The sequence below is a fragment of the Kibdelosporangium philippinense genome, assembly GCF_021390435.2.
Classification (GTDB): Bacteria; Actinomycetota; Actinomycetes; order Mycobacteriales; family Pseudonocardiaceae; genus Kibdelosporangium; species Kibdelosporangium philippinense.
In genome coordinates this window covers 237,355-258,473 of the sequence record NZ_JAJVCN010000004.1, presented here as the reverse complement: position 1 = coordinate 258,473, position 21,119 = coordinate 237,355, and the positions used below count along the sequence as shown (strand labels likewise).

Below are 21,119 nucleotides of genomic sequence, written 5' to 3'. Positions count from 1 at the left end.
CCTCATAACCACTCACGAGGTTGGACAAGCTAATTCGTCAGGACTTCGGCCATCGCTTCGACGCCGAAGTCGATCTCCTCGCGGGTGATCACCAGTGGTGGGGCCACGCGCAGGGTCATCTCCTGGGTCTGCTTGCACAGCACGCCACGCTCGGCCAAGGCCATCGAGGCTTGCCAGCCGCTCGGGCCGCCTTCGGCGATCTGCACGCCAGCCCAGAGGCCACGGCCGCGGACCTCGGCGACACCGTCCAGTTCCAGAAGCCTGGAGTGCAGGTAGGCGCCGAGCTCACGGGAACGTTCCTGGAATTCGCCGGTCGCCAGCAGCTTCACCACGGCACGGCCGATCGCGCAGGCCAGCGGGTTGCCGCCGAAGGTCGAGCCGTGCTCGCCGGGCTTGAGCAGGCCGAGGATGTCGCGGCGGCCGACAACCGCCGACACGGGCATGATGCCGCCACCCAGTGCCTTGCCCAGGGTGTACATGTCCGCGCGCACGCCTTCGTGGTCGAGCGCCAGCAAAGCACCGGTGCGCGCGAGGCCGGACTGGATCTCATCGGCGATGAACAGGGTGTTGGTCTCGTCGCAGACCTGCCGTACCTCGGCCATGTAGCCCTTCGGCGGGACGATCACGCCCGCCTCGCCCTGGATCGGCTCCAGCAGCACGGCCGCCGTGCGGTCCGTGATCGCCAAGCGCAAAGCATCGATGTCGCCGTACGGAACGATCTTGAAACCGGGGGTGTACGGGCCGAAGTCGTCGCGGGCGTCCGAGTCCGTGGAGAAGGAGATGATCGTGGTCGTGCGGCCGTGGAAGTTCGACCCGGCCACGATGATCTCGGCCGTGCCGTCCGGCACGCCCTTGACCTGATACGCCCACTTGCGGGCGAGTTTGACGGCTGATTCCACCGCTTCTGCGCCGGAGTTGGCTGGCAGGACCATCTCGGTGCCGGTCAGTTCGGCCAGCTCACGGCAGAACAGGCCGAACTGGTCGTGGTGGAAGGCCCTGCTGGTCAGGGTCAGCCGGTCGAGCTGGTCCTTGGCCGCGGCGATGAGCGCGGGGTGCCGGTGGCCGAAGTTGAGCGCCGAGTACCCGGCGAGGAAGTCGAGGTAGCGCCGACCGTCCACATCGGTCATCCACGCGCCTTCGCCCTCGGCGAGGACCACGGGCAGCGGGTGATAGTTGTGCGCGCTCCAGCGGTCGTCGAGCGCGATGAAGTCGGGTGTGGTGGCGGCGTCACTCATATCGAAAGGTTAAAGCCTGTTGACGATGTTTTCGCCCCGTCTGTCGTTGCTTGTAGCGGCGATTCATTGCGTGCTTGAGCTTGATGATGTTTGATCATTGTCCTGGCTCGTGGTCGGTTATTCTCGCCGGATGGGTAAGGGAAGCGTCCGGGAAGCGCTGCGGCCGAAGCGTGGCAAGAAGTCCGGCATCAAACCAGGTGACCTCCCGGTCGGCCCGACCTCGAAGTCCAACGCGGCGAAACAGCTGGTCACCACCGCGGAGCGGCTCGACAGTCTCCAGGAGGCGCTCTACGCGGGCGCGTCGGCCAGCGTCCTGCTGGTCCTGCAGGGAATGGACACCTCAGGCAAAGGCGGCACGATCCGGCACGCCTGCGGCCTGGTCAACCCGCAAGGCCTGAAGATCCATTCGTTCAAGAAGCCGACACGCGCGGAGCTGCGGCACGACTTCCTGTGGCGAGTCCGCAAGGCCTTGCCGACGCCGGGGATGATCGGCGTTTTCGACCGCTCGCACTATGAGGACGTGCTCATCGCGCGGGTCGACAGCCTGGTCCCGCAGGACGTGTGGGAAGAGCGCTACGCCCTGATCAACGCGTTCGAGCAGGAGCTGGTCGACAGTGGCGTGACGATCATCAAGTGCTTCCTGCACATCTCCCCCGAGGAGCAGCGCAAGCGGTTGATCGCGCGGTTGGAGCGTCCGCAGAAGCACTGGAAGTACAACCCGGCGGATCTCGACGCCCGGTCCAAGTGGGACGACTACCAGGCCGCGTACTCCGAGGCGCTCACCCGGTGCGACACGGACGCGGCGCCTTGGTACGTCGTGCCCTCAGACCACAAGTGGTACCGCAACTGGGCCGTCTCGCAACTGCTCCTGGAAACGCTGGAAGAGATGGATCCGCAGTACCCGGAGCCGGGTTTCGACGTCGCGCAGGAACTCAAGCGGGTCAAGGCCCTTTCCTGAGCCAGGGCGTGGGTTCGACGTCGATCTCGCGCATCCGAGAGACGTACGTGCCATAACGACGGCGTGCTTCGCCGTGGCTGCCGACCGCGACGAGCGCGCGTACCAACGCCAGATGCGCGGCTTCGTCGTAACGGTCGCGTTCGAGGATGCGTAGGCAGTACCGGCTCGCGGCGACATGATCACCGACCCGTGCGCAGTGGTCCGTGAGCGCGGCGGCCACTTGGAGGTACGTCAGCCGCGCTTCGGCCCGCAGCTCAGCGGCCCAGTCCTCGTACGGGTCCTCTTCGAGGAAGTCGCCTCTGTACGCCGATTCGGCGGCCAGCAGTGCCGCGATGTCCCGTGGATCACGCAATCCTGCCGTCGCCGCTTGCAGAAACGCCGTCACGTCAACGCGAACCACCGTCTGGTCAAGTCGGACGGAGTCGTTCTCGGTGATCAACCCGCCGTGCCCGAGGATGGCACGTGCGGTGCAAAGTGCTACCGAGAAACGGTTTCCGAGTTTCCGGCACGGCGTTGCGGGCCACAGCGAGCACATCAGCGTTTCGCGTGGCACCGGACGGCCGCGCTGACAGATGACGATCTTGACGAGATCACGGGACTTGCGGGACGGCCACTTCGCGATCGGCACGGGCTCGTTGTCCCGTAACACCCGGAAGCCGCCGAGGGTTTCGATCCGGACATGGCTCAGCACATTGGTTTCCACCTGCGTCACCCCCGACGAGTAATGAGCCGGGAAAACGCGCTGAGATACGTACATTTAAGACCACTCAAACCCGCGCGGTGAGGCTTGTCCGCTGTCAGACACGTACAGCGAGGGAGGACTTTCCGATGCGTAAGTTCACGAAACGGGTCACGGTCGCGTTGGTCGCGCTCGTGGTTGGCGCGTTGGCGATGGGTGGCGTCGCGTACGCGTTCCCGTCGTTCTTCGGCGGCACAACGGCCACCATTCAACGCGACATCACCGAGACCGCGTTCTGGAACACCCCGTTGGCGGCCACGTGGCACACCGTCCCGTCAACCGCGATCGGCGTCACGGTGCCCGCGGGCGAGGCGCGGATCGTCGAGTCGACGTTCGGCGCGGAGTCGTCGTGCATTGCGGCGAACCAGTGCTCGGTGCGGGTCGTCTACATCCCGGCTGGCGGCGCGCCCGTCGAGTTCAGCCCAGTGGTCGGCACGGACTTCGCGTTCGACAGCCCATCGGGCGGGCCGCGTGAGCAGCACAGCATCCACCGCGTGACGAGGCTCGGCCCAGGCTCGTACACGATCCTGGTGCAGGCACAGATCGTCGGCGCGGGCGGGGGCGCGCTGTTCCAGCTCGACGACTACACGCACTTCGTCGATCTGATCAACCCGTGACCATCTTCTGACGCCAGCGCACGATCGCCGCATGTGTGACGAGGTACAGCACAACCCCGTTGAGCGTGTGCCAGATGTAGTGCGTGCCGATGGGAATCTCGGCACACAGCGGCTGATCGAGCGTTCGTGACGTCAGCGAGACGGCAAACACGAGCGCGGTGATCAGGTACCAACGCCAGTGCTGCTTGCGGTCGGCGTGCTTGGAGAAGAACAGCAGGCCCGCCAGCACGAGCAGACCGAGCACCGCGGCAAGGTACGTGCCGGGCATCCCGATCGGCAGCACACTGATCAGCGCGGTCCACGCGAGGAAGATCGGCGCCGCGACCCAGGCCCATTTCCACGGCACGTCCCAGTAGAGCCTGGTCCACAGGACGATGAAGTACAGCATGAACACCCCGATCGACCCAGTGTCCAGGGCAAGGCCCCAGCGGGTCGCGGTGGTGTGGAAGGCACTGCTGCCGAAGAAGATCACGAAGATCAAAACGGGCAGCACATAGAGCTCGACAGCCGGTTTGCCCACAGCACGGGCGGTACGGCGGATGACGAGCCACGCGGCGATCGAAGCGATCAGGAAGGACACGTTGCTGACGGCGTTGAGCGGTTCACTCCAAAACGAACCGTCGGTCCGCTCGCAGTAGTTGTCCACGTAGTCCCGCTGCATGCGTCACGAGTACCACGGAACCCTGGGTCTCAGCGACTTCTCAGTACTTTCATCGCCGCATTGTGCCCAGGAATTCCACTGACACCGCCCCCACGCCGGGCACCAGCCCCGCACAAAAGCACCCGATCGTGTCTCGTTTCCACGCCCCACGTGCCTTCCTGGCCTTCGTCGGCGTACGGCCACGACAGGTCCCTGTGGAAGATGTGCCCGGCTGGCAGGCCCAGCTCGTTCTCCAGGTCGACGGGCGTTTTGGCCTCGATACAGCCAGGGACCACACAGTCCTCAATGGACTCAGCCAGAACGCTGTTCAACGAGTGCAATGTGGCTTTCAGGGCCTCATCCCTGGCCTTCTCGTTGTCCTTGCGGAAAAGCCGGGCTGGCATGTGCAGGCCGAACAGGGTCAGGGTCTGGTAGCCCGCGGCTTGCTCCTCAGGTCCGAGGATCGAGGGGTCGGTCAGGGAATGGCAGTAGATCTCGCACGGCGGCAGGCTGGGAATCCGGCCTTGCGCGGCTTCTTCGTAGGCCGTGGCGAGCTGCCGATAGCCCTCGTTGACGTGGAATGTGCCAGCGAAGGCGTCCCGTGGGTCGACGCTGCTGTCCTTGAGCCGGGGCAGCCTGCGCAACACCATGTTCACCTTGAGTTGGGCGCCTTCCGGTTGCGCTTCAGACGTTTCACCCAGTAGGGCGGCAAGCGTTTGCGGCGACACGTTGGCGAGGACGTGTCCACCTGAGACAGTTCTCGTGGCCCCGTCTTTGCGGTACGTCACCTCTCCATCCGGGTCAATCGAGGTGACTTCGGCGCCGGTGACGATCTGCGCGCCCGCCGCTTGGGCGACGCGGGCGAGTTCGCCGGTGACCGCGCCCATGCCGCCGACGGGCACGTCCCAGTCGCCCGTGCCGTTGCCGATCACGTGGTACAGGAAGCAGCGGTTCTGTCGCAGCAGTGGGTCGTCGGCTGGCGCGAACGTGCCGATGAGCGCGTCGGTCAGGACGACTCCGCGCACGGTGTCGTCGGCGAAGGTCGACTCGATGACTTCACTCAACGGCCGTTCGAACAGGACGTTCCAGGCGTGGTCGTCGTTGATTCGCGCGCGCAGGGAGTCCTTGCTGGGCAACGGTTCGGTGAGGGTCGGGAAGACCTTCTCGGCGACTTCGGCTGTCATGGCGTAGAACTTCTGCCAGGCGTCCCCGAGTGCGGCGGTGTTCTCGGAGTCAACCAGCAACCCGCCATCGCCGACCGGTGTGTAGGAGGAAATCCGGCGGCGCCGGAGCTCGACCCGCAGCCCAAGGTCGTCGATGATCTTGCGAGGAAGGAGGCTGACGAGGTAGGAGTAGCGCGACAGCCGGACATCGACGGAATCGAAGGCACGGAAGGAAACGGCCGCGCCACCAGCCTCGGCCCGCCGCTCCAGCACGAGCACCGAGAGCCCGGCCCGTGCCAGATAAGCGGCCGCGACCAGCCCGTTGTGCCCGCCGCCGACGATGACAGCATCTTTCATCGTGCCCTTCGCACCCTTTCCTCGTCCCAGACTGGCTCGTCTACTTCGGACACTTCGCCATCCGAGCGGAACAGCACGAAACGGTCGAAGGACCGTGCGAACCACCGGTCGTGTGTCACCGCCACGACCGTACCCGTGAACAACGCCAGCGCGGCCTGCAAAGCCTCCGCGGAGTTCAGGTCGAGGTTGTCGGTCGGCTCGTCCAACAGCAGCAACGTCGCACCGGACAGCTCGAGCAGCAACACCTGCAACCGTGCCTGCTGACCACCAGACAAAGTCTCGAACCGTTGATCGTTCTGCCCCGCCAGCCCATACCTCGACAGCGCGGCGATCGCCTGGTCACGGTCGATGCCCGGCCGCGTGTCGTCCCCGTGCCACAGGATGTCCACGAGCGTCCGGCCAACCCAGTCCGGATGCTCATGCGTCTGCGCGAACAACCCAGGCACAACCCGCGCCCCGAGCCGCGCCACGCCGCTGTGATCCACGGTGTCGCCTGCGAGTAGCCGCAGGAAATGGCTCTTGCCTGAGCCGTTCGAGCCGAGCACGCAGACCCTGTCAGCGAAGAAGATTTCCAGGTCGAAGGGTTTCATCAGGCCGATCAGCTCAAGGTTCCCGCAGGTGATCGCCCTGATCCCGGTGCGGCCACCGCGCAGCCGTGGCTTGAGCCGCTCCTGCTTGGGTGGCAACGGCGGCGGGCCTGCCTCCTCGAACTTACGCAACCGCGTCTGCGCGGCCTGATACCGCGACGACATGCCGTCGTTGTACGTAGCCTGCTGCCGAAGCGTGATCACAAGCTGCCGCAGCTGCTCGTGCTTCTCGTCCCAGCGCGTGCGTTGCTCAGCAATACGCTCCCAACGCGCCTCCCTAGCCTCGTGCCACGTGCGAAAGCCACCGGGGTGTACCCACGCGCTGCCGCCTTCCACCGTGACCACGTGAGTCGCGGCAACCGACAACAGTTCCCGGTCGTGGCTGACGAGCAACACAGCCTTGGGTGTTTCGCGGAGCCGTTCCTCCAACCACCGCTTGCCGGGCACGTCCAGGTAGTTGTCAGGCTCGTCAAGCAACAGCACCTGCTCCGGCCCGCGCAGCAACGCCTCCAGCACAAGCCTCTTCTGCTCGCCACCGGACAGCGTCTTCACACCGCGGTACTTCGCACGGTCATACGGCACCCCCAAAGCGGCCACAGTGACCGTGTCCCACAGAACCTCCGCCGTATAGCCACCCACCTCGCCCCACGAGGCGAGCGCTTCGGCGTAGCGCATCTGGACCGGCTCGCTGTCGTCCTCCATCAGCACGAGCTCGACGTCGTCCAGCTCAGCCGCCGCCTTCTGCAACGCCACGGGCGCCGCAGCGAGGAGAAGATCGCGCACGGTCCGGTCGTCACGGACCGAGCCGACGAACTGCGGCATGACCGCGAGGCCGCCTTCGACGCGCACACCGCCTTCCATGGGCGAAAGCTCGCCACCGAGGATTCTCAGCAGTGTGGTCTTCCCGACACCGTTCGCGCCGACGATCGACACGACCGATCCCGCGCTCGCCCGGAACGTGACGTCACGGAACAGTTCTCGCCCGTCGGGCAGGCGGTAGGCGAGCGCGCTCGCGTCGAGGAACCCCATTCGACGAATGGTGCACAGAGTGCCGGGGTGATCGCGAACTGTTTTCGTCCGGCATAGTGGAACGGTGCAGCCGACGATCATCCGACTTGTCCCATCAGGACTCGTCCCGCTTTTCGTCGCCCTCGCCTCGGTGAGTGGCCTTGTCGTCGCCGCACTCGGCTTATTGTTCAGCGGTCAGCGCACTGGCAGCGCGTTCGACGAGAACGTCTACTGGGCGGTGTACAAGCAGTTCGTCGGCGAACGCGGGCTGCTGCAGGCGATGCTCGTGCCCACTGAGCCTGTCCTTCTGGTCGTCGTGATCGGCCTGATCGTGATGGTCGCGATCGCCCGCCACCGGCCCCGGTTGGCCATCCTCGCGGTCGCGGGCCCGTCGCTGGCCTCACTGCTCAGCAGCCCGATCCTCAAACCGCTGTTCGACCGGACCATCAACAACGGTTCGCTGGCGTATCCCAGCGGGCACACCACCGGCATGGTGGCCGTGCTGACCGTGCTCGTGCTGGCCACCGTGTCCACGCGGCGGTCGTGGACGATCCTGGCCGTCGTGGGCGCCTTGTTGATCGCGGGCATCGGCACGACGGCTCTGGTCGGCATGAAGTTCCACTACGTCACTGACACTTTCGGCGGCGCGGGCGTGGCCGTCGCAGTCGTGCTGACGACCGCGCTCGTGATCGACCGTGTCGCGGACCGGCGCTCACGTGAGCACGTTGAATCTGAGGAGCCCGTGGCGAGTGCCGCGTGACCCTGTTCCCTTGGCCTTGCTAAAGGGAACAGGATCACACGACACTAGCGGAGCCCGATAGCCGCCCGGATCGCGGTGACGAATCGTCCTGGCTGGTAGCGCTCGGGATCGGTGAGCACCAACCGGGCGGCCGTCTCGAACAGCGCGACCACGGCGTGGGCGATGATCTCGGTGTCGAGATCGGCCTCCAGCAGCTGCTCGACCTGGCGCAGCGCGAGCGCGTGCGCCCGCGCGCGGGCATCGTGGAACTCCGTCGGCATGTCGGCGACGGGCATGACAATGCAGTGCCACCGGTCCGGGGCCTGTTGTACCGCTTCGAGGAAGTCATTGAGCATCCCGGCGACCTGATCCCGGGTGAGCCGCGTCGGCAGGATCTTCTCCACCTGCTGGAAGGCCCCGCGCTGTTCACGGCGCAGCAGGGCGGTCAGTAGCTCGTTGCGGCTGCGGAACTGGCTGTAGACGACCGGTTTCGTGACGCCTGCCTGCTCGGCGACCGCGTCCATGGTCGCTGCGCTGTGCCCTTGGGTGACGACCACGCGCAGGGCGGCGTCCAGCAGCTGTTCGCGGCGCTGCTCGGCGGGCACGCGCGGCGCATATGGGCGACGCTTGCGCTGTGAACTCAACACCGTTTTCTCACCGCCCTCTGGACAAAGTTACCCTACAGTAGTTTATTACTACTTGTCAGTAGTATTGCCTGCCCGGGAGGCTCGACATGCCCAGCACCGACCTGTTGCTGCATCCGCACCGCTACGATCCTGGTCAGTTCGATCCAGAGACCAAGCGGCTGCTGCGGGCGACCATCGACTGGTTCGAGTCACGGGGCAAGCGCAAGCTGCTGGCCGACTTCCATGGCAAGGTGCGTTACCAGGATTTTCTCGACTTCGTCGGCGAGAACGACGTCTTCGCCACGTTCCTCACGCCCGCCCGTGACGCCGACGGCAACCCGGACAAACGCTGGGACACCGCGCGCATCGCGGCCATGTCAGAGGTGCTCGGTTTCTACGGGATCAACTACTGGTACCCGTGGCAGGTCACCGTGCTCGGCCTCGGGCCCGTGTGGCAGAGCGACAACGCCGTGGCACGCCAGCGCGCCGCCAGTGAGCTGGCCCGGGGCCAGGTCGCCGCGTTCGGGCTGTCCGAAAAGGAGCATGGCGCCGACATCTACGCCTCCGACATGGTCCTGACGCCGGACGGCGAAGGCGGCTACCGCGCCAACGGCGGCAAGTACTACATCGGCAACGGCGACTGCGCGACCACGGTGTCGGTGTTCGGCCGGATCGCCGGCGTCGAGGGCCCGGACCAGTACGTGTTCTTCGCCGCCGACTCAACGCACCCCAACTACCTCCTCGTGCGCAACGTCGTGCCCGCGCAGATGTACGTCTCCCAGTTCGAACTGTCGGACTATCCCGTTGCCGCACAAGACATCCTGCACACGGGTGAAGCAGCCTTCTCCGCCGCGCTGAACACGGTGAACATCGGCAAGTTCAACCTGTGCTTCGGCGGGATCGGCCTGGCCACCCACGCGCTGTACGAAGCGATCACCCACGCGCACAACAGGATCCTGTACGGCAAGCCAGTCACCAACTTCACGCACGTGCGGACTGGGTTCGTCGAGGCGTACACGCGGCTGATCGGGATGCGGCTGTTCTCCGACCGGGCCGTGGACTACTTCCGCAGCGCGAACGCCGAAGACCGCCGCTACCTGCTGTACAACCCGATCACGAAGATGAAGGTCACCACCGAGGCCGAGAAAGTGATCGCATTGCTCGGCGATGTCGTGGCGGCCAAGGGTTTCGAGTCCGACAGCTTCACGACGGTCGCCAAATCCGACGTCACCGGCCTGCCCAAGCTTGAAGGAACCGTCGCGGTCAACCTCGCGCTGATCCTGAAGTTCATGCCCGCGTACCTGTTCCAGCCGCAGGACTATCCGGCCGTGCCAACGCGTACCGACAGCGCGGACGACGAGTTCCTGTTCCGACAGGGCCCGGCGCGCGGACTGGGCAAGATCCGGTTCCACGACTGGCACGGCGCGTACCGCAAGTTCGCGCACGTGCCGACGGTCGCGCAGTTCACCGAGCAGGCCGAGTCGTTCGCCCAGCTGATCCAGAACGCGCCGCCCACGCCGGAACAGCAGGGGGATCTGGACTTCACGCTCACCCTGGGCGAGCTGTTCACGCTGATCGTCTACGGGCAGCTGATCCTCGAGCAGGCCGAGATCATCGGGCTGGACGAGGACGTGCTCGGTGCCGTGTTCGAGGTGCTGGTCCGCGACTTCTCCGGGCACGCGGTCGCGTTGCACGGCAAACGCAGCTCGACCCAGGCGCAGCAGGAATGGGCGCTTGGGGCGGTCCGTAAGCCTGTCAGTTCTTCGTTCGACCAGGTGTGGGAGCAGGTGGTCGCGTTGGCCGGTGTGTACGAGATGAAGCCATGAGTGCGAGCACCACGGCGCGAACATTCCTGCGACACAGCTATCCGGCTGACCCACGGTGCTGAAGTGTTACGAGATGTTCGGCCTATGGCCAGCTTCGCCGCAGGAGGAAGAATCGACACTGGGCCGAGTGCGTGACCGCGGCCGAGTTACAGCCTCGCAAACCCGATGACGTGCCGAGGTCTCCCGCGGAGGCGCGTGCGTACTCCAACTGAGCTACGGCCGAGTGGCGGATTGACGCCGACTCCGACTTATGGGGGTGGCGCTGTGAAGGGACTTGCGCACCGGGCGTAATCTTGTGGCATCGACCACGGCGACGGAAGGACGGCGGTGACTGATACACCGATCTACGACCAACTCCGCCAAGAACTAAGCTCACGACGAGCCGTCGCAGACAGTCCGCCGCCCAAACCTCGCTCGCGAGTGGAGCGCTCGCAGGAGCCACCGGCCGCGCCCGCGTCGTCCAGCACGGACGAGACCAGGCAACCGGTATCGGTGTGGACTCTGGTCAACGCCAACCGCCGCAAGAGGTAGGCGCCACAAGCAAAATGAGCACGGCGATCACGCCGTGCTCATTTGTTTTGCCTGCTGTCAGGACGGCGGGTTCGCTGTCGCCATGCGTGCGGTCACGTCGATTCTGCTCTTCAGGAACTGCTGCTCCAGCATCAGGTCGGCGACGCGCTGCGGCCGCACAGCCAGCGTGGTGCTGGGGTACGCGCCCATGCTCATCAGCTGCGCCACGTTCTTGCTCACCTTGATGTACTCCGGCAGCACTTCCTCGACCAGGGAACGGTCCAGCGCGCGCTGCTGCGCCTCGGCGAGCGCCAACTGGAACGCCCGGACCGTGTTGGGGTTGTTGCGCGCGAACGTGCGCGAGCAGGCGTAGCCGGACTGCGGGAAGTCCGCGGTCGGGCCGACGGCCGTGTCGGCGAACAGCACGCACTTGGTTTCGATCTGGGAGCGCGTCATGTACGGCTCGACCATCCACGCCGCGGACACTTCGCCGTCCACGACTGCCTTGGCCAACTGGTCGAACGGCCGCTCGACGTAGGTCACGTCGGTCGGCTGCATCCCGTTGAGCCGCAGCAAACTGTTGGTCAGCAACACGCCGAGGCCGCGCTTGTTGTTCACGCCGATCTGCTTGCCCCGCAGGTCCGCGACGCTGCGCAGCCGGTTGATCCCGGTCTGCCCGATGACCAGTCCGGTTGTCCGCGGCGCTGCCTGGTATGCCTCGCCGAGCACAACCCAGTCGGCGCCGTCGGTGATGTTGAGGAAGATCGTGACCCAGCTGTCGAAGGTCACGTCGGCCTGGCCACCCAGTTCCAGGTTCGGCCGCTGGTCGCCGGTGAGCTCCATGGTGACGAACTCCGGCTTGAGACCGTATTTCTCGAAGATTCCCTCACGCTGAGCGACGAACAGTGGAGCGGTATCGGTTACTTCCAGCACACCAAGGCGGATCCGCGGGACCTCAGGTGCCGGATTCGCCGGCGTCGACGACGAATCGGTACAGGCACTCAGCGCGAACGCGCCCATACCAGCGAGCAGCGTCCTGCGGCTCAACGTGCTCGTTTGACGTACGGTTTCCATGGACCGTCTCAACACACGTTCCTCAATTTCGTACTGACCCCCTCGAATTACGCCAGCATCGGGCGTGCCCGGGACCTTAAACGACAGGCTAACTGCCGGTAACCCACTATCGGACGGAGCCATGCAGCTCACTCATGCTGGTCCGTGAGTACTAACACACGAACATCATGAGGCGCAACAGAATCCCATCTGTGCATGTCAGCGCCTGCCGATGATCTTCGTTGGAAACTTTCCGAAGTGATTCGGTATAACGAAACAGATCAACTGGCACGGTTGATCGAGTAACCGCACAGACACTCTATGCCGCATTTCGTGATCAATTGTTGGGGTGCGATGAAACCCACAACGCGCCCGATTGGGCAAATGGCGGCACTTCGACCCTCACCGCTGAAAACCGGCGTCCCGAGCCAGAGCGGTCAGCCTGCTGATCGAACGCAGATACTTCTTGCGGTAACCGCCGCGCAGCATCTCGTCGGTATACAACATCGACAACGATTCGCCGGACACCGCGACCGGCACCGCGCGGTCGTACAACCGGTCGGCCAATGCGACCATGCGCAGCCCGACGTCCTGATTGGGCACCGCGTGCAGGCCTTTGATGAACACGGCCGGCAAACCGGCGACGAGTTTGCCGTAGCGCGACGGATGCAGCTTCGCCAAATGCGCGCACAGCTCGTCGAAGTCGTCCACGGTGGCGCCGGGGATCGCCGCGGCGCGCTGGTCGATCTGCGCGTCAGTCGGCGGATCCGGCGCGTCGGGCAGGCCTCGGTGCCGGTAGTCCGGACCGTCCACTCGAACCACGGTGAACCGTTCCGAGAGCGTGCGGATCTCCCTGATGAAGTCCTGCGCCGCGAACCGGCCTTCGCCCAGCTTGTCCGGCAATGTGTTCGACGTAGTGGCCACGTACACGCCCGCGTCGGTGAGCTCGGTCAGCAGCCTGGTGACCAGGGTCGTATCGCCGGGATCGTCCAGTTCGAACTCGTCGATCGCGAGCAGCTTCTGCGTGGACAACCGCCGCACTGCCTCAGGAAAGCCAAGCGCGCCAACGAGGTTCGTGATCTCCACGAACGTGCCGTACGCCTTCGCCTCGAAGGGCACGGCATGCCACAAGGAGGCCAGCAGGTGGGTTTTCCCGACGCCGAAACCGCCATCGAGGTACAGCCCCGGCGCGGGCTCCGGCAACGGCTTGCTGAAGACCCGGTTGAGCAGGCCTCGCCTGCGCACCACGCCGACACGCTGCGCGAACGCCTGCGCGGCCACCACGGCCGCGGCCTGGCTGGGCTCGTCGGGGTTCGGAACGTACGTATCGAACCGGACATCGGCGAACCTGGGCGGCGGAACCAGTTCGGCGACCAACTCCTCCGCTGCGATCTCCGGACGGCGGTCTACCAGGCGTGGAGCGGGCATGCCCGGCATGGTCTCATTGCATCCGTGCAGACCCTCTGGCCGGATCCCGACGCCTACGAGCTCACCGACAGCGCGCTCGAGCAGCTCTACGACTATCCGGCCGAGCTGGATCGGCCGTTCGTCCAGGTGAACTTCGTCTCCAGCCTGGACGGCGCGGTGACCGTGGCAGGCAGGTCGGCCGAGCTGTCCGGGCCCGGCGATCAGAAGGTCTTCCACTTGCAGCGTGACCTCGCCGACGTGATCCTGGTCGGCGCGACGACCGCGTTGATCGAGCGTTATCGCGGCCTCAAGCGCAACGAGGTACGCGCGGAACGCCGCGAACGGCTCGGCCTCGCGCCGCTGCCACCGGTCGCGGTGGTGACCGGGAAGTGCTCGATCACCCCTGACTCGCTGCTGATCACCGACACGCTCGTGCCGCCGATCCTGTTCACGTCCGAGGCCGCGCCCGGCAAGCAGGCGCTGACCGACGCGGGCGCCGAGGTCGTTGTCGTCGGCGATGAGCACGTCGATCTCAACCTGGCCCTTGCTGAACTGGGCAAACGCGGGCTGAACCGGGTCAATTGCGAGGGCGGGCCACGGCTGTTCGGCGGCATGATCGCCGCCAACCTGGTCGACCAGCTCAACCTGACCCTGTCGCCCCAGCTCACGGCGGGCGACTCCGGCCGGATCTCGGCCGGGCCGGTGCTGGCCGAAGCGCGGCGCATGCGCCTGGCGGCGGCGTTGCGGGATGACGACTTCCTGATGCTGGCCTATCGTCGCTGAGTGCTGACTCCACCGGTCAAACCCATGCTCGCCAAGGCCGCGGGCAGCATCCCCGACGGCGCTGACCTGATCTTCGAGCCGAAGTGGGACGGGTTTCGTTGCCTGGTGTTCCGCGATGGCGACGACGTCGTACTGCAGTCGCGGTCCACGAAGCCGCTGAACAGGTACTTTCCCGAAATGGTCGCCCGGCTTCGGGAAGGGCTGCCATCTGGCGTCGTGCTGGACGGTGAACTGGTCGTCGGCCGCAACGGGCGGCTGGATTTCGACGCGCTGTCCGAACGTATCCACCCGGCGGCCAGTCGCGTGAACATGTTGGCGGAGACCACACCCGCGACCTTTGTGGCGTTCGACGTGCTGCAGGTCCCGTCCGGCGAGGTGCTTGAAGAGCCGGGTGTGAAGCGCCGGGACATCCTCGTCGACCTGGTGTCCGGCACCGACGCGGTCAGCCTGACGCCCGCGACCCAGGACGCCGACCTGGCCAGGGAGTGGTTCACGCTGTTCGAAGGCGCCGGATTGGACGGCGTGGTCGGCAAAGCGGCGCAGGGACCGTACACACCGGACAAACGGTCGATGCTGAAGTTCAAGCATTCCAGGACCGCTGACTGTGTGGTCGCTGGAATCCGCTGGTACAAGGACACCGAGCCGGGCACGTCCGTGGGGTCTTTGCTGCTCGGTTTGTACGACCACAATGGCACCCTGCACAGCGTTGGCGTGGTCGGGTCGTTCCCGGCCGAGCGTCGCCGTGAACTCGCGGCTGAGCTGGCGTATCTGATTCCCGGTGGAGACGAAAACCACCCGTGGGTCGGTGAGATCGCTGAGGGCACAAGGGTTCCCGGCGAGATCAACCGGTGGCGCAGCGCACAGGCCGAGTGGGTGCCGTTCCGGTTGGAGCGTGTGGTCGAGGTCGGCTACGAGCACACCGAGGGCGGCTATCCGAGCCGGTTCCGGCACACCGCGCAGTTCAAGCGCTGGCGGCCGGACCGTGAGCCGTCGTCGTGCGACTACACGCAGTTGGAAGAACCTGCCCGTTACGACCTGGACGCGGTTCTCCGCGGCGAGGTCAAGTCCAGGGAATAAAACGGAGTCACCCGCCGGTTAGGTCGGATATGGCCATCCCTTACTCGGTGCTGGACCTCGCCACGGTCGGCGAAGGACAGACGTCAGCCCAAGCTCTGCGCGCCTCGATCGACCTCGCCCGACGAACCGAGGAGCTGGGCTATCACCGGTTCTGGGTGGCCGAGCACCACAACATGCCCGGCGTCGCCAGCTCCGCGCCGCCCGTCCTGATCGCGCACGTGGCGTCGGCCACGTCACGGATGCGGGTCGGCTCCGGTGGTGTGATGCTGCCCAACCACGCCCCGCTCGTGGTCGCGGAGCAGTTCGGCATGCTCGAAGCCCTGCACCCCGGCCGGATCGACCTCGGCCTTGGCCGCGCACCCGGCACTGATCCGCGTACCGCGCACGCGTTGCGCCGCTCCCCCGCGCCGCTGTCGGCGGATGACTTCCCCGAGCAGCTAGGCGAGCTGATTTCGTACTTCTCCGGCGACTCCGAGGGAATCGCCGCCGTGCCCGCGGCCGGGAACAAACCGCCGATCTGGCTGCTGGGCTCAAGTGGTTACAGCGCACAGCTTTCCGGGATGCTGGGGATGCCGTTCGCGTTCGCCCACCACTTCAGCGCACAGAACACGTTGCCAGCGCTTGCCTTGTACCGGCAGAACTTCCGGCCCTCAGCGGTGTTGGAGAAGCCGTACGCCATGGTGGCCGCGGGCGTGATCTGCGCCGAGACCGACGAGCAAGCCCAGTACCTGGCCGGACCTGGCGCTTTGTCGTTCCTGCGGCTGCGGTCCGGGCGGCCAGGGCTGATCGCCACGCCCGAAGAGGCCGCGGCTTATCCGTACAGCGATGTCGAGCGGCTGATCATCGAGGACCGGCAGTCCAACCAGATCATCGGCAGCCCGGAGACCGTCCAGCGCGGCATCGAGAAGCTGCTGACGGAGACCGAGGCCGACGAGCTGATGATCACGACGATGGTGCACTCGCCAGCCGACCGCGTGCGTTCCTACGAACTGATCGCCGATCTGTTCTGATCAGGGCGGGCAGGCCATGCCCGCGGCGGGAACTTTGCCGTCACCAAGGAAAGCCCGCGTGGCATCCGTGGCACACGACGACAGGCCCAGCGCGCCATGGCCCCCGCCCTGCCAGGAAATCAGCACCGCGCTCGGCAACTGCTGCGCGGCACGCTCAGTCCCAGCCTGCGGAGTCACCGGGTCATTCGCTGTACTGACAACGACAATCGGCGGCAACCCGCGGCCGTTGATCGCCAGCGGCGGCTGCGCGGCGACTGACCACGCGCTGCACAGCACGAGGTTCTGCGCCATCACGCCGCCGAACAACGGATACCGCGTACGCCACTCACGACCAATGGAGTTGAGGCGCTCGACGGCCAGCCGGGTCTTCGTGTCGTTGCATCCGGTCACGAGCCCGACGTCCAACGCGGTCGGCTGTTCCCTGCTGTCGTTGACAAGCGGCTTGATGTAGTTGACCAACGCGTTGCCGTCGTTGTCCCTTGCCTTGGCGATCGCGTCGGCCAACGCGGGCCAGCCAGACCGGTTCGCCAGGCCGATGAGCACCGCACGCGTCGCGCTGCCCGCCGTCAATCCCGCGTCAACGCTGGGAATCGGGCTCGCGCGCAGTTTCCGGATCAGGTCGAGGAATGTCTGTTTAGGATCCGGGCCAAGAACACAGTTCCTTGCGACACAGTCTTTGGCGAACTCTTCGAACGTGGCCTCGGCGCCGCTCGCGGCTCCGTCCATCGTGACCATCGAGTCGCCACTCGGGTCTGGCAGGCCATCGAACACCATGCGGCCAACGCGATCGGGGAACCGGTCGCCGTAAACACCGAGGACCCGCGAGCCTTCGCCGATACCGATCGCGCTCAACCGTTGCAGCCCAAGGGCTTCACGGACCTTCTCAAGGTCCGCGGCGGTACGCCAGGTGTCCATCGCGTACAGCCGGTTCTCCAGCGCGATGATGCACTGCTGGCCTGCCTGGCGGACAACGTCAAGCAGGTCTTCGAGGTCCTCGGCGGCCGGGTCGGAGTCGACGATGTCCAGCCGGACGTCGTCCTGGACGCAGCGAACCGGCTCGGAGCTGCCCGAACCCCGGCGGTCAACGCCGATCAAGGAGAACTTGGTCAGAAACTCGGGCGGCAGGGTCGACGCGAGGCGCGCGGCCTTGATCGTGCCCGGTTCGCCCTGGATGTCGGAGACAACGACAATCGGCGTCTTGCCCGTGCCCGCCTTGAGCACCATCAACCGCATCGGGCTGCGGCCAGGCAGACTCGGCGAGTCCAAGATGGTCTGCACGCGCGCACACTGCATGGCGACAGCGGGCACGTTGTAGATGGTCAGGCGGTTCTTGATGACGTCGTCGCACTCGATCCACGGGATAGTGGAGCGCGTCGGCTCTTCAAGGGGCGGCAGCGGTACCTGCGAGGGCACAGGCTGCGGTGGTGTGACGCTCCCGAGAGGACCGTCGTTGACCACGATCGCTGGCCGCTGCGAGGGCGCGGCCGTGCACGCGGTGGTGATGGAGGCAACTGCCGCGAGCAGCAAAATCCCCCGACGCGCCAAGGTGCCCATGTTCGTGAGCCTCGCATGAGGTTCGTGAGGCCGCCGTGAGGGGTGCTGACTGGTACCCCCGTCCCAGAATCTGGAAACAATATGACTTGGAGGTAGCGGATCACGCACCATCCGGAGCATGGCCACGATGCACGTCGACCGAGCCGGACGCGGCCCCTTCCCCCGGTTCAACCTGTTAGCCCTAGCAGGCCGGACAATTGGGGCAATCCCACCATCGACACAAGTGCTGCTGGGGATCGTCAGCGTCCAAGTAGGCGCGGCACTGGCCAAAAACCTCTTCAGCGCTGTCGGCAGCACAGGGACCGTGACGCTACGGCTGTTCTTCGCCGCAGCCATTTTGCTGCTGCTATGGCGGCCGTCACTGCGTATGGACCGCCGTGCGTGGGCTGTGGTTGTCAGCTACGGCGTGGTGCTCGGCACCATGAACCTGTGTTTCTACCTGGCTTTGGAACGAATCCCGTTGGGTATCGCGGTGACCGTCGAGTTCCTTGGCCCGTTGGCGGTGGCGCTGGCCGGGTCACGGCGTTGGCTTGACGCCTTGTGGGCACTGCTGGCCGCGGGTGGTGTGGTGTTGTTGATGGAAGGCCGTGGGGACATTGACCTCGTCGGCTTCTTGTTCGCTCTAGCCGCGGGTGCTTGCTGGGGTGCGTACATCCTGCTCGGTGCTGCTTTGGGGCGTCACACGTCGGAAGGCAACGGGCTCGCAGTCGGCATGGTCTTCGCGGCGCTCGTGGCCGTGCCGTTTGGCGCGGCTGATAGCGGGACGTCGCTGTTGCAGCCGTGGGTGTTGGTGGTAGGGCTTGGCGTGGCCCTGTTGTCGTCGGTGATTCCGTATTCGCTGGAGTTGGAGGCGCTGCGCAAGATCCCGCCGCGGGTGTTCGGGATTCTCATGAGCCTCGAACCCGCGGTGGCAGCGCTCGTTGGCCTGCTCGTACTTAAGGAGTCGCTGCACGTGTTGCAGTGGGTCGCGGTGCTGAGCGTCGTGGTCGCCTCGGCGGGCGCCACACGCAGCGCCCGCCCAGACGTCTAGCCGCCAATTACCGGCGGCGCAGTCATTTCGTCGGTTCCGAACATGCTGTCGGGGTCAGGCTCAACGAGGTACGACGGACGCTGGTGTTCTTCGTCCTCGCCACCCTCACCCCGGCCTGCACCCATACCGCCCATTCCACCCATACCCGCAGCACCCCTGGCGCCCGCGGCTCCACCACGACCGCCACCTGCTGCCTGCTCAGCGGCGTAACCACCGACACCGGCCGCCGGTCCGCCACCAGGCCCAAACCCGCCACGGCCAGCACCGCCGGTACCTCCACCACCCAGGCCGCCGCCCGCTCCACCACCCCCAAAGCCACGGCCGCCACCACCTCGGGTCGTGTCGCCCCCCATCCCAGGGCCACCGCCAGCCGGGATGAAGCCCGGCGGCATGCCCGTGGACGGGTCGTAACCGCCTTGGTTGTTGCCGAAGTTGCCGCCCTTGTTCGGGCCGCCCGTGAAGCCTTGGCCGCTCGTGCCACTCCCCGGGCCGCGGACACCGCTTCCGGTGCCTATTCCAGTACCCGACCCTTGTCCGGTCCCTGAACCTGAGCCTTGGCCCGTACCGCCTACACCGGTACCGCCCGGACCACCACCGGGCCCAAACCCGGGGCCCCTGCCAGGGCCACCGCCCGGCCCACCTCCTGGGCCGCCACCAGGACCACCACCGGGCCCAGGTCCTGGCGGAGGAGGCTCCGGGGGCAGAGGCGGAGGCGGGTTCCCAGAACCCGCCATCGCCGGCGGAGCAGCGAACGCAGGCATCGTGCTGGCGCTGCCGAGAGCGCTGTCGTATGTGCCTACAACCCGCACAGCCTCTTGCTTGGCTTCCTGCTGCTGGTTGTACTTCGCCATGTAGGCGCCGTATTTGACGGCGTAGGCAAAGGGATTCGTCGTCTGGCCAAGGTCCGCGTTCGCCGCGTCCACATTGAAGTCGACCGGCGGCGGCATGGAGTTCTTCGCCTTCTCCAAGGCTGCCGAATACTGCTGGGTCTGCGTGCCCGCAAGCTGCGCACTCTGCCCCGCCTTGCCAACCCAGTTACCAACGTCCGCCATGAAGGTGCGTGCCGCATTCCCCGCCGCACCGCGCCAGTCAGCCTCGCTGTTGCCAATGGCCTTCACGACGTCGGTCTGGAAACGGACCATCTCGTTGCCCGCATCGAGCCACATCGATCCGACCTTGCCGACGTCCCCGGCGTTCACACCCTTCTTGACCATGTCCTCAAGAGCGTTGTGCTCGTACTGCTGGTAGTTCGAGCACTGCAGCATCGGCGCCGGCCGCGTCTCCACACCCTGTGAGAGCGCCTTGGCTTGATCTGCCATCTGCTGGTCGACTCGGCTCCGCACCGTGCCTTCCCGCGAGATCACGGCGATGATGCGCGGCCACAAGGGCTTGCCATCGATCTCACGGTCGACGTCATGCTCAACCTGCGTCTGCACCTGGCCACGACTGTCGGATTGCCCTCGCATCTCGACACCGTGTGTGTTCCCACGGTAGTTCGGCGGGTAGTACGCCGTCTGCATGCCAGGGTTGTATTCCGGTTGCGAATGCTTCGGTGCCATGACTCCTCAGCTCCCCGGCAACTTGGGTTCGATCATCTGCGCCACTTGCGTCGCAATTTGACACGCCCGCTGGGAGTCATTACCCGACGAGGAAGTCGCGTCAACACGCGCAGACTCCGTTATAGCTAGACTTACCGCACATGCCTTGCCATACAGGTACTGCACCGCGTTATGCTTACCGACCGCCGGAATTTGCTTCACTTCTCCGGTCGACTGCACGTCCTTGAGACCCCGGTCACCATAAGCATTCACTTGAACGCCGAACTCCCCGACATCCTTCGAATCCCAGATGCAGCCCTTGTCTACGTCCGTCTGACCGCTTTTCGGGCTACCGGCCTCAATTCCAAGGGTCGCTTGGTCAGCGGAGTTGAGCAGGGCACATGTATCGACGTCGCGTATCGGGTTACCGCTGGGTGACGCGCCGCTAGACGGAGTCCGGGTTCCGGACGTCCCGCCCCCGCCCGGGATGCTTGGCCGAGTAGTACCTGACGACGAACCACCAGGTGTCGGCAAACCTTCCCGTTGGTCCGTACACGCGGACAAGCTCGCAGTAAGCGTCGCGACGGCCACCGTCGCCAAGACCGAACTCTTCAATGAAAGCTTCACGTGTCCGCAGTTCTTCCTCGTTGTCGAGTCCAAAT

20 protein-coding genes are annotated in these 21,119 nt (G+C 65.7%); 9 read left to right on the top strand and 11 right to left on the bottom strand.

From position 1 onward, the window contains the following. Nucleotides 1-29: 29 nt before the first annotated feature. Complete coding sequence (gene rocD / locus LWC34_RS44110) at nt 30-1,235, bottom strand: ornithine--oxo-acid transaminase (protein WP_233731269.1); 1,206 nt, start codon at nt 1,233-1,235, stop codon at nt 30-32. A 130-nt stretch (nt 1,236-1,365) separates the two neighbouring features. Between rocD and LWC34_RS44105 the strand changes: the two genes are divergently transcribed. Next, entirely contained in the window at nt 1,366-2,193 is an 828-nt protein-coding gene (locus LWC34_RS44105; protein WP_233731268.1) for a polyphosphate kinase 2 family protein, read from the top strand. Here LWC34_RS44105 and LWC34_RS44100 read toward each other — a convergent pair. Continuing rightward, a complete protein-coding gene (locus LWC34_RS44100) occupies nt 2,177-2,896 on the bottom strand; it encodes an AfsR/SARP family transcriptional regulator (protein ID WP_233731267.1) in 720 nt (239 codons plus the stop codon). The genes LWC34_RS44105 and LWC34_RS44100 overlap by 17 nt on opposite strands. A gap of 125 nt (nt 2,897-3,021) precedes the next feature. Here LWC34_RS44100 and LWC34_RS44095 point away from each other — a divergent pair, with 125 nt between their 5' ends. Next, nucleotides 3,022-3,549 carry a hypothetical protein gene (locus LWC34_RS44095; protein ID WP_233731266.1) on the top strand — a complete coding sequence of 176 codons (528 nt, stop codon included), beginning with the start codon at nt 3,022-3,024 and terminating at the stop codon, nt 3,547-3,549. On the opposite strand, the gene LWC34_RS44090 is transcribed toward LWC34_RS44095, so the two are convergent. The 3 genes from LWC34_RS44090 to LWC34_RS44080 are packed head-to-tail and all read right to left on the bottom strand — an operon-like array spanning nt 3,539 to nt 7,325. Further along, on the bottom strand, nt 3,539-4,210 hold the full coding sequence (locus tag LWC34_RS44090) for a hypothetical protein (protein WP_233731265.1): 672 nt from the start codon (nt 4,208-4,210) through the stop codon (nt 3,539-3,541). The two genes, LWC34_RS44095 and LWC34_RS44090, sit on opposite strands and share 11 nt — an antisense overlap. Before the next feature lie 29 nt (nt 4,211-4,239). After that, nucleotides 4,240-5,709 (bottom strand): phytoene desaturase family protein, encoded by a 1,470-nt coding sequence (locus tag LWC34_RS44085; protein ID WP_233731264.1) that lies wholly within the window; start codon nt 5,707-5,709, stop codon nt 4,240-4,242. Further along, nucleotides 5,706-7,325 (bottom strand): ATP-binding cassette domain-containing protein, encoded by a 1,620-nt coding sequence (locus LWC34_RS44080; protein ID WP_233731263.1) that lies wholly within the window; start codon nt 7,323-7,325, stop codon nt 5,706-5,708. Before LWC34_RS44080 ends, LWC34_RS44085 begins: the two co-directional genes overlap by 4 nt. A 64-nt stretch (nt 7,326-7,389) precedes the next feature. On the opposite strand from LWC34_RS44080, the gene LWC34_RS58385 reads away from it, so the two are divergent. After that, entirely contained in the window at nt 7,390-8,064 is a 675-nt protein-coding gene (locus tag LWC34_RS58385; protein WP_233731262.1) for a phosphatase PAP2 family protein, read from the top strand. Between the two features lie 44 nt (nt 8,065-8,108). Here LWC34_RS58385 and LWC34_RS44070 read toward each other — a convergent pair whose 3' ends face one another. Continuing rightward, the gene (locus LWC34_RS44070) at nt 8,109-8,690 is read right to left on the bottom strand and encodes a TetR/AcrR family transcriptional regulator (protein WP_233731261.1); all 582 of its coding nucleotides are present in this window, start codon (nt 8,688-8,690) and stop codon (nt 8,109-8,111) included. An 86-nt stretch (nt 8,691-8,776) separates the two neighbouring features. On the opposite strand from LWC34_RS44070, the gene LWC34_RS44065 reads away from it, so the two are divergent. After that, nucleotides 8,777-10,495, top strand: a complete 1,719-nt coding sequence (locus tag LWC34_RS44065; protein WP_233731260.1) for an acyl-CoA dehydrogenase family protein — start codon at nt 8,777-8,779, stop codon at nt 10,493-10,495. A 327-nt stretch (nt 10,496-10,822) separates the two neighbouring features. Then, the gene (locus LWC34_RS44060; RefSeq protein WP_233731259.1) at nt 10,823-11,026 is read left to right on the top strand and encodes a hypothetical protein; all 204 of its coding nucleotides are present in this window, start codon (nt 10,823-10,825) and stop codon (nt 11,024-11,026) included. Nucleotides 11,027-11,083: 57 nt separating this feature from the next. On the opposite strand, the gene LWC34_RS44055 is transcribed toward LWC34_RS44060, so the two are convergent. Together LWC34_RS44055 and zapE are read right to left on the bottom strand one after the other, a co-directional pair. Next, a complete protein-coding gene (locus LWC34_RS44055) occupies nt 11,084-12,079 on the bottom strand; it encodes an ABC transporter substrate-binding protein (protein WP_233731258.1) in 996 nt (331 codons plus the stop codon). Between the two features lie 381 nt (nt 12,080-12,460). Beyond that, nucleotides 12,461-13,486: a cell division protein ZapE gene (gene zapE / locus LWC34_RS44050; RefSeq protein WP_233731257.1), complete on the bottom strand. Its 1,026-nt coding sequence runs from the start codon at nt 13,484-13,486 to the stop codon at nt 12,461-12,463. A 24-nt stretch (nt 13,487-13,510) separates the two neighbouring features. Here zapE and LWC34_RS44045 point away from each other — a divergent pair, with 24 nt between their 5' ends. From LWC34_RS44045 to LWC34_RS44035, 3 genes are read left to right on the top strand one after another with little or no spacing between them, the layout of a single operon-like run. Beyond that, on the top strand, nt 13,511-14,248 hold the full coding sequence (locus LWC34_RS44045; protein ID WP_233731256.1) for a pyrimidine reductase family protein: 738 nt from the start codon (nt 13,511-13,513) through the stop codon (nt 14,246-14,248). 24 nt (nt 14,249-14,272) lie between these two features. Then, nucleotides 14,273-15,325: an ATP-dependent DNA ligase gene (locus tag LWC34_RS44040; RefSeq protein WP_233734044.1), complete on the top strand. Its 1,053-nt coding sequence runs from the start codon at nt 14,273-14,275 to the stop codon at nt 15,323-15,325. A gap of 29 nt (nt 15,326-15,354) precedes the next feature. Then, the gene (locus LWC34_RS44035) at nt 15,355-16,335 is read left to right on the top strand and encodes an LLM class flavin-dependent oxidoreductase (protein ID WP_233731255.1); all 981 of its coding nucleotides are present in this window, start codon (nt 15,355-15,357) and stop codon (nt 16,333-16,335) included. Here the strand turns inward: LWC34_RS44035 and LWC34_RS44030 are convergent, their stop codons facing one another. Next, entirely contained in the window at nt 16,336-17,889 is a 1,554-nt protein-coding gene (locus tag LWC34_RS44030) for an alpha/beta hydrolase (RefSeq protein WP_233731254.1), read from the bottom strand. A 118-nt stretch (nt 17,890-18,007) separates the two neighbouring features. On the opposite strand from LWC34_RS44030, the gene LWC34_RS44025 reads away from it, so the two are divergent. Beyond that, nucleotides 18,008-18,919, top strand: coding sequence for an EamA family transporter (locus tag LWC34_RS44025; RefSeq protein ID WP_233731253.1), 912 nt, complete (start codon nt 18,008-18,010; stop codon nt 18,917-18,919). Here the strand turns inward: LWC34_RS44025 and LWC34_RS44020 are convergent. Beyond that, on the bottom strand, nt 18,916-20,478 hold the full coding sequence (locus LWC34_RS44020; RefSeq protein WP_233731252.1) for a hypothetical protein: 1,563 nt from the start codon (nt 20,476-20,478) through the stop codon (nt 18,916-18,918). The genes LWC34_RS44025 and LWC34_RS44020 overlap by 4 nt on opposite strands. Before the next feature lie 6 nt (nt 20,479-20,484). Next, on the bottom strand, nt 20,485-21,048 hold the full coding sequence (locus LWC34_RS59140; protein WP_372496832.1) for a DUF3558 family protein: 564 nt from the start codon (nt 21,046-21,048) through the stop codon (nt 20,485-20,487). Between the last annotated feature and the right edge of the window lie 71 nt (nt 21,049-21,119).

What these genes read in the sequence shown, in the direction of transcription:
- rocD (WP_233731269.1), bottom strand. Translation starts at nt 1,235, where the DNA reads ATGAGTGACGCCGCCACCACACCCGACTTCATCGCGCTCGACGACCGC.
- LWC34_RS44105 (WP_233731268.1), top strand. Translation starts at nt 1,366, where the DNA reads ATGGGTAAGGGAAGCGTCCGGGAAGCGCTGCGGCCGAAGCGTGGCAAG.
- LWC34_RS44095 (WP_233731266.1), top strand. Translation starts at nt 3,022, where the DNA reads ATGCGTAAGTTCACGAAACGGGTCACGGTCGCGTTGGTCGCGCTCGTG.
- LWC34_RS44090 (WP_233731265.1), bottom strand. Translation starts at nt 4,210, where the DNA reads ATGCAGCGGGACTACGTGGACAACTACTGCGAGCGGACCGACGGTTCG.
- LWC34_RS44085 (WP_233731264.1), bottom strand. Translation starts at nt 5,709, where the DNA reads ATGAAAGATGCTGTCATCGTCGGCGGCGGGCACAACGGGCTGGTCGCG.
- LWC34_RS44080 (WP_233731263.1), bottom strand. Translation starts at nt 7,325, where the DNA reads ATGGGGTTCCTCGACGCGAGCGCGCTCGCCTACCGCCTGCCCGACGGG.
- LWC34_RS44065 (WP_233731260.1), top strand. Translation starts at nt 8,777, where the DNA reads ATGCCCAGCACCGACCTGTTGCTGCATCCGCACCGCTACGATCCTGGT.
- LWC34_RS44055 (WP_233731258.1), bottom strand. Translation starts at nt 12,079, where the DNA reads ATGGAAACCGTACGTCAAACGAGCACGTTGAGCCGCAGGACGCTGCTC.
- zapE (WP_233731257.1), bottom strand. Translation starts at nt 13,486, where the DNA reads ATGCCCGCTCCACGCCTGGTAGACCGCCGTCCGGAGATCGCAGCGGAG.
- LWC34_RS44040 (WP_233734044.1), top strand. Translation starts at nt 14,273, where the DNA reads ATGCTCGCCAAGGCCGCGGGCAGCATCCCCGACGGCGCTGACCTGATC.
- LWC34_RS44035 (WP_233731255.1), top strand. Translation starts at nt 15,355, where the DNA reads ATGGCCATCCCTTACTCGGTGCTGGACCTCGCCACGGTCGGCGAAGGA.
- LWC34_RS44030 (WP_233731254.1), bottom strand. Translation starts at nt 17,889, where the DNA reads ATGGGCACCTTGGCGCGTCGGGGGATTTTGCTGCTCGCGGCAGTTGCC.
- LWC34_RS44025 (WP_233731253.1), top strand. Translation starts at nt 18,008, where the DNA reads ATGGCCACGATGCACGTCGACCGAGCCGGACGCGGCCCCTTCCCCCGG.
- LWC34_RS44020 (WP_233731252.1), bottom strand. Translation starts at nt 20,478, where the DNA reads ATGGCACCGAAGCATTCGCAACCGGAATACAACCCTGGCATGCAGACG.